Annotated in this window: 7 protein-coding genes; 1 reads left to right on the forward strand and 6 read right to left on the reverse strand. The window is 50.1% G+C overall.

From position 1 onward, the window contains the following. The first annotated feature begins 150 nt into the window (after nt 1-150). On the forward strand, nt 151-945 hold the full coding sequence (locus AAG834_RS10745) for a hypothetical protein (protein ID WP_342032115.1): 795 nt from the start codon (nt 151-153) through the stop codon (nt 943-945). A 540-nt stretch (nt 946-1,485) separates the two neighbouring features. Here the strand turns inward: AAG834_RS10745 and AAG834_RS10755 are convergent. The 6 genes from AAG834_RS10755 to AAG834_RS10780 form a co-directional block, all read right to left on the reverse strand. Beyond that, complete coding sequence (locus tag AAG834_RS10755; RefSeq protein WP_342032116.1) at nt 1,486-2,313, reverse strand: MlaA family lipoprotein; 828 nt, start codon at nt 2,311-2,313, stop codon at nt 1,486-1,488. Then, the gene (locus AAG834_RS10760) at nt 2,310-2,588 is read right to left on the reverse strand and encodes an STAS domain-containing protein (RefSeq protein ID WP_308861002.1); all 279 of its coding nucleotides are present in this window, start codon (nt 2,586-2,588) and stop codon (nt 2,310-2,312) included. Before AAG834_RS10760 ends, AAG834_RS10755 begins: the two co-directional genes overlap by 4 nt. 98 nt (nt 2,589-2,686) lie before the next feature. Further along, nucleotides 2,687-3,277, reverse strand: a complete 591-nt coding sequence (locus tag AAG834_RS10765; protein WP_342032117.1) for an MlaC/ttg2D family ABC transporter substrate-binding protein — start codon at nt 3,275-3,277, stop codon at nt 2,687-2,689. A gap of 36 nt (nt 3,278-3,313) precedes the next feature. Further along, nucleotides 3,314-3,811 (reverse strand): outer membrane lipid asymmetry maintenance protein MlaD, encoded by a 498-nt coding sequence (gene mlaD / locus AAG834_RS10770; protein ID WP_342032118.1) that lies wholly within the window; start codon nt 3,809-3,811, stop codon nt 3,314-3,316. Between the two features lie 50 nt (nt 3,812-3,861). After that, entirely contained in the window at nt 3,862-4,638 is a 777-nt protein-coding gene (gene mlaE, locus AAG834_RS10775; RefSeq protein ID WP_003742846.1) for a lipid asymmetry maintenance ABC transporter permease subunit MlaE, read from the reverse strand. A 136-nt stretch (nt 4,639-4,774) separates the two neighbouring features. Further along, entirely contained in the window at nt 4,775-5,575 is an 801-nt protein-coding gene (locus AAG834_RS10780) for an ABC transporter ATP-binding protein (RefSeq protein ID WP_342032119.1), read from the reverse strand. Nucleotides 5,576-6,127 lie beyond the last annotated feature (552 nt).

Consider the following 6,127-nt stretch of genomic DNA (forward strand, 5'->3'; position numbering starts at 1 on the left):
GTCGGTAAGGGAAGAAACTTCTGTGGATGAGTAGGTAAAAATTCATATTGAATGCTATCATTCTTCATATCTTAAAGGGCTTGAGCCAAAATGAATGGATATTTAAGGAAAGATATGATTTTTTCTCAACTCAACCGCGCAATCTGATTCGTGTTTTCACTCACGGCTTTGGCGGCTTGCCGCGTCGAACCGGCAGCTTCCCAAGAAACACTTGATGATCAAAACAGCAAAAAAGAGTCTGTTGCATCTTCTCAAAAAAACGGCAAAGATAATTGTTATATCAATTATCCTAAGGAACAGAAGCATTTGGCGGAGGCGGAATGTTTAACCTTGCCTATTTCATCTAAAACCTGGTTTCAATCCTACCCGAGACTGTCAAATGGTTTTCTGGATTTGAATAAGATTAAGGCACCAAAGGATGTTAAAGAATATATATATGCTGTTCCAACAAGTGTCCCCGAGCATGCAAAAGTTTTGGGTGTGATTCCTTATAATGATTCATTTGCATGGCTTGTTGTTGCCATTAATGGAGAGTCGGAAGAATCTGAAGGAAATAGCATTGTTGAACAAAGATATGATATTTATCCGGTCAATAGAAAGGATGGAAGCATAGGTCAAGACCATACCGGTCTTCCAGCTTTAGGCTTAATAGAATTGGTATATGAATCATTCTATGACAATAAAAACTTGTTGCGCCCGCCCTTCAATTTTAAAAAAATAGATGGAATACTGAGTTACCATGTAGCAGATACCTTGTCCTTGAAGCCACAGGGAAAGTGTGTGATGGAATTTGAACTCAGCAAGGAGTTTGTATTAAAAACAGATAGGGTCTGCTATGAATTTCATCAGGGTAAAAAATCCATATCTTCTACAGATAAGACGATTTGGAAGCTAAATCCGGAAAGTATGAAATTTGAAGATCAAGAAATTTCATCAGAAAATTAAAAGCCGTATCACATTAATATTTTAGATTGATTGGAATCTGCCTCAAGGCGGATAAGTTTTTAAGCGGCATGAAACTGAAAATACGCGGATGGCGGGTGTGCAGAGTCTGCATAGTTGTTTGACTTTGAATGATTGAACCACCCTGAGAGGTCGTCTGAAAACGGGTATCCAACGGATGGGAAATAGAAATTTCCGTCGAAGTCGATATTTCAGACGACCTTTTTGTAACGGTCATTCTGATTTTATAGTGGCTTAACTTTAAACCAGTACGGCGTTACCTCGCCTTAGCTCAAAGAGAACGATTCTCTAAGGTGCTGAAGCACCAAGTGAATCGGTTCCGTACTATCTGTACTGTCTGCGGCTTCGTCGCCTTGTCCTGATTTAAATTTAATCCACTATATGCTGCGGGGCAGGCTTGGTAGTGAGTCGCGCAAGCAAACTTATGATTTTCTAAAACGGCATAGAAAAAGGTCGTCTGAAACCCTGAAATGAGGTTTCAGACGACCTTTTGCATGGAAACCGGATTAATCGTTTGCCGCATCATCGGCTGGTGTTACCGGTTTGGATAGGGGTGTATAAATAAAGGTCGGCAGTTTCGCCGGCAGAGGTATTGGAGGCATCTGCCCCGGCTTCGGCAGGCAGATCGCTGTCCACCAATTCGTCGATGTCGATATTGTCATCTTCGCCTTGCGGTAATGTCCCGCCGGTTTGGCGGCTGCGCACTTTCATGTAGAGATCGCGGGTGTAGCTGTATTTGTCGATGGCGGCGTCTTCCAAACCGTCGGTCAGGTCAAGCAGGGCTTCGCGGGTGTTGACGATGTTCAAGCCGGTGGTACTCCAGCGGCCTGCGGGAGTGTGGAACACGGCGCTTTTGACTGGATAGACGGTGGTAATGGCGTTGCCTGCGGTGTCGCGGACGGTGGAGGGGCCGAGCAGCGGGACGACGAAGTAGTTGCTGTTTTTCCAGCCCCATGTGGCGAAGGTGTCGCCGAGGGTGTTTTTGTTGTCGGGAACGCCGCCTGCGCCTGCGACGTCAATCAGGCCGCCGAGTCCGAAGGTGGTGTTGATGCCGACGCGGACGAGGTCCTCGCTGGCGCGTTTGACATCGAGACGTAAGACGTTGCTGCCGAAGCTGACGACGTCGCGCAGGTTGTTGAAGAAGTTGCTCACGCCGGTGCGGATGGGCTTGGGCGTTATTTTGCGGTAGCCGCGTGCGACGGGTGCGAGGACGTATTGGTCGGCCTTGTCGTTGAATTTGAAGACGGCGCGGTTGTAGCCTTCGTAGGGGTCGGCGGGGTTGTTCTCGGCAAATGCGGGGGTTGAGGTCAGGCCGATGAGGAATAGGAGTGAAGCGGTGGTTTTTTTCATGGGTTTAACCAGTCTTTGATTTCGTAAAGCTCGGACAGAGTGCGCACGGATTCGGGTATGCCTTGCAGGCTGATTTTTCCGTCCGGGCGGCGCAATGCGTCAAGCAGCAGGGACACGCAGGCGGAATCGGCGCGTCCGACGCCGCTCAAATCGACCGCGCGGGTGTCTTTCAGACGGCATTGCTGTCTGAAGCGGGTAAAGGCGGCGGCGGTCAGGGTTTTGACGGTTACGTCGCCGCTGATGTGCAGCGTACCGTCGCGAAGTTCGGTTTGCATGGCTGTCTTGTCAACTTAATCTTGGATGATAAAACCTGAAGGTTATGGTGTGCGAAAGCCATGTCGTCTGAAAACGGACGGCATGGCTTGTCTTTGCATTATTTGCTGCCGTTTTTGGCTTTCAGCTCGGCAATCAGTCCGTCTACGCCTTTGGCTTTGATGGTTTCGCCGAATTGGTTGCGGTACACGGTTACCAGGCTCGCGCCTTCGATGGCGACGTTGTAGGCACGGTATTTATTGCCGCTTTGGTAGGTGGTGAAGTCCATATTGACGGGTTTTTGACCGGGTACGCTGACTTCGGCGCGGACGATGATTTCTTTGCCGCCTTTATTGACAACGGGGTTGTCTTTGACGTTGACATTGGCGTTTTTGAATTTCAGCATGGTGCCGGAGTAGGTGCGGATCAGCAGGGTTTGAAATTCTTTGGTCAACGCTTGTTTTTGCGTGTCAGACGCGGTACGCCAAGGGTTGCCGACTGCCAGCGCGGTCATGCGTTGGAAATCGAAATAGGGAGTCGCATAGGCCTCGGCTTTGTGGCGGGCGGTGTTGGCATCGCCGCTTTTTAAGATACTCAATACTTGAGTGGCGTTTTGACGGATTTGGTTCACTGCGTCGGCAGGGGCGGCAACCGCCATGCTGATGCTCAAGATGCCGATGCTCAGTGCGCTGATGAAAGAAGTTTTTTTCATGATTAAGTGTCCTAGTTTGAATATGATGGTGTACGTTTATTCGGTGGTTTTTGCCGCATCGTCGCCGCCTGCCGCGTTTTTCTCGGCGAAGCTGGTCATGAATTTACCGATCAGGTTTTCCAGAACCATGGCGGAGCTGGTAACGGAAATGGTATCGCCTGCGGCAAGATTATCGGTGTCGCCGCCTTGTTGCAGTCCGATATATTGTTCGCCCAACAGGCCGGAGGTCAGGATTTGCGCGGAAACGTCGCTGCTGAACTGATATTTGCTGTCCAAATCGAGACGGACTTTCGCTTGATAGGATTTCGGGTCAAGCTCGATAGAGTCGACGCGTCCGACCAATACGCCCGCAGATTTAATCGGCGCGTTTGCCTTCAGACCGCCAATGTCGCTGAAATCGGCATATACGGTATAAGTCTTGCCGGAATTGCCGAACGCTGTACCGCCCGCCACGCGGAAAGCGAGAAAACCGACCGCTGCCACGCCGAGCAGGACAAACAGTCCGACCCAAAATTCCAATACATTCTTTTTCATTAAAGTTCCTTGAATATTCAATGTGCTTTGTTTCGTTTTCAGACGACCTGTCATTCCGTAAACATCAATGCGGTCAACACAAAGTCAATCGCCAAAATCGTCAGGGCGGACGAAACCACCGTACGCGTGCTGGCACGCAAAATGCCTTCCGAGGTCGGGACGCAGTGGAAGCCCTGATGCACGGCAATCAGCGTTACCGCCACGCCGAACGCGGCGGATTTGATCAGACCGTTGATTACATCGTAATGTATCGTGATGTTGTTCTGCATTTGTGACCAGAAAATGCCGCTGTCCAAGCCCAGCCAGGTTACGCCGACCAAATACGCGCCGTAAATGCCAGCCACGTTGAAAATCGAAGCCAACAGCGGCATGGAAAACACGCCCGCCCAAAAGCGCGGCGCAACCACGCGGGCGACAGGGTTTACCGCCATCACGTTCATCGCTTCGAGCTGTTCGGTCGTTTTCATCAAACCGATTTCGCTGGTCATCGCACCGCCCGCGCTGCTGGCAAACAGAATCGCCGCCAATACCGGACCCAGTTCGCGCAACAGCGAAGCCGCGACCATATAGCCCAAAATATCGGCGGATTTGAATTTAGACAACTGCGTATAGCCCTGCAAACCCAAAACCATGCCGACAAACAGCCCTGAAACGGCAACAATCAATACCGACAACACGCCGGCAAAATATACTTGGCGCACACTCAGGCGCGGACGGACGAAAGCCGTACCGGATTTCGCCAGAATGTTTAGCAGAAACAGCGTAATACTGCCGAGAGATTGAATAAAGCCGAGGGTTTTCGCCCCGACGGAACGGATAAAATTCATAGGTTTCCATTACGGATTAACGGGTTTCAGACGACCTTTTAGGATGATGATGGGTCGTCTGAAAAATGATTTCGGCTTCAGGCAACAACGGTTCAAACGTTTCAGACGACGTCTGCAAACTGAGGTCGTCTGAAAACTACCCAAGCAAATCTTGCTGCAACGACGTTTGCGCGGGATAGCGGTATGCGACGGGGCCGTCTGCCAAGCCGCCGACAAACTGGCGCACCCAAGGCGAATCCAGTTCGCGCATTTCCTGCGGCGAGCCGGAGAACATAATTTCGCCGTGTGCCAAGAAAATCACTTGATCGACGATTTCTAAAGATTTTTCAATGTCGTGCGTCACCATAATGCTGGTCGAACGCAAAGCCTTGTTGACGCGGCTGATCAAGTGGGCAATCACGCCCAAGGAAATCGGGTCGAGGCCGGTAAACGGCTCGTCGTACAACATGATTTCAGGGTCGAGCGCAATCGTGCGGGCAAGCGCGACGCGGCGCGACATCCCGCCGGACAGTTCGGACGGCATCAGGTTTTCCACGCCGCGCAGACCGACCGCGTTCAATTTCAACAAAACCAAATCGCGGATAACCGCTTCCGGCAGGCGCGTCAGTTCGCGCATCGGAAAAGCAATATTGTCGAACACAGACAAATCGGTAAACAGCGCGCCGTGTTGGAACAATACGCCCATGCGGCGGCGGTGTTCATACAGTTCGTCAGCCGAAAAGCCCGCCAAATCACGTCCTTCAATCAAAACCTTACCCGATTGCGGATGAATCTGACCCGTAATCAGCCGCATCAGCGTGGTTTTGCCGCTGCCCGAACCGCCCATCACGGCGGCGAAGTTTCTTTGGGGAATGCTGAAATTGATATTGTTCAGAATCGGACGGTCGCCATACGCGAAGGCAACGTCTTTCATTTCGATGAAGGGTACGGAACTCATGAAAGGGAAGATAAGGCGGGATGTATTTTAATTACTTGCATTGTAAAGCTTATCAAGGTGTCGGGCAATTTTCAGACGACCTTATCAAGAAAACGTCTGTAAAGAAGCGTGAAAATCATGTGTTTGGCAGGAATTTTAAGACCATTGGAATGGTTAAGGCGTGAATCTTACAACCTGCTGTCTTCATTTTAGGACGGGGCAAGTTACAGAACTTAATAATCCTAAACATACCGTTTTTCGCCGGCGGGTGGAGTTTTAAATTTATGGCAGGATTTTGTAGGCAAAGACACAACATTCTACAAACAAAACTTACATTCTGAGACCTTTGCAAAAAAGCCCTTCCTTCGACAGCCGAAACCCAAACACAGGTTTTCGGCTGTTTTTGGCTATTTTCGCCCCAAATCACTCCTAATTTTACCCAAATGCCCCCTTAATCCTCCCCGGATACCTGATAATCAGGCATCCGGGCCGCCTTTTAGGCGGCAACAGACACACTTAGCCTGTTAGCCGCTTTCAACAGGTTCAAACACATCGCCTTCAGATGGCTTTGCG

Source organism: Neisseria sp. Marseille-Q2251, assembly GCF_940793045.1.
GTDB lineage: Bacteria > Pseudomonadota > Gammaproteobacteria > Burkholderiales > Neisseriaceae > Neisseria.

Excerpts from the sequence above, each read along its gene's own strand:
- AAG834_RS10755 (WP_342032116.1), bottom strand. The coding sequence starts at position 2,313 with ATGAAAAAAACCACCGCTTCACTCCTATTCCTCATCGGCCTGACCTCA.
- AAG834_RS10760 (WP_308861002.1), bottom strand. The coding sequence starts at position 2,588 with ATGCAAACCGAACTTCGCGACGGTACGCTGCACATCAGCGGCGACGTA.
- AAG834_RS10765 (WP_342032117.1), bottom strand. The coding sequence starts at position 3,277 with ATGAAAAAAACTTCTTTCATCAGCGCACTGAGCATCGGCATCTTGAGC.
- mlaD (WP_342032118.1), bottom strand. The coding sequence starts at position 3,811 with ATGAAAAAGAATGTATTGGAATTTTGGGTCGGACTGTTTGTCCTGCTC.
- mlaE (WP_003742846.1), bottom strand. The coding sequence starts at position 4,638 with ATGAATTTTATCCGTTCCGTCGGGGCGAAAACCCTCGGCTTTATTCAA.
- AAG834_RS10780 (WP_342032119.1), bottom strand. The coding sequence starts at position 5,575 with ATGAGTTCCGTACCCTTCATCGAAATGAAAGACGTTGCCTTCGCGTAT.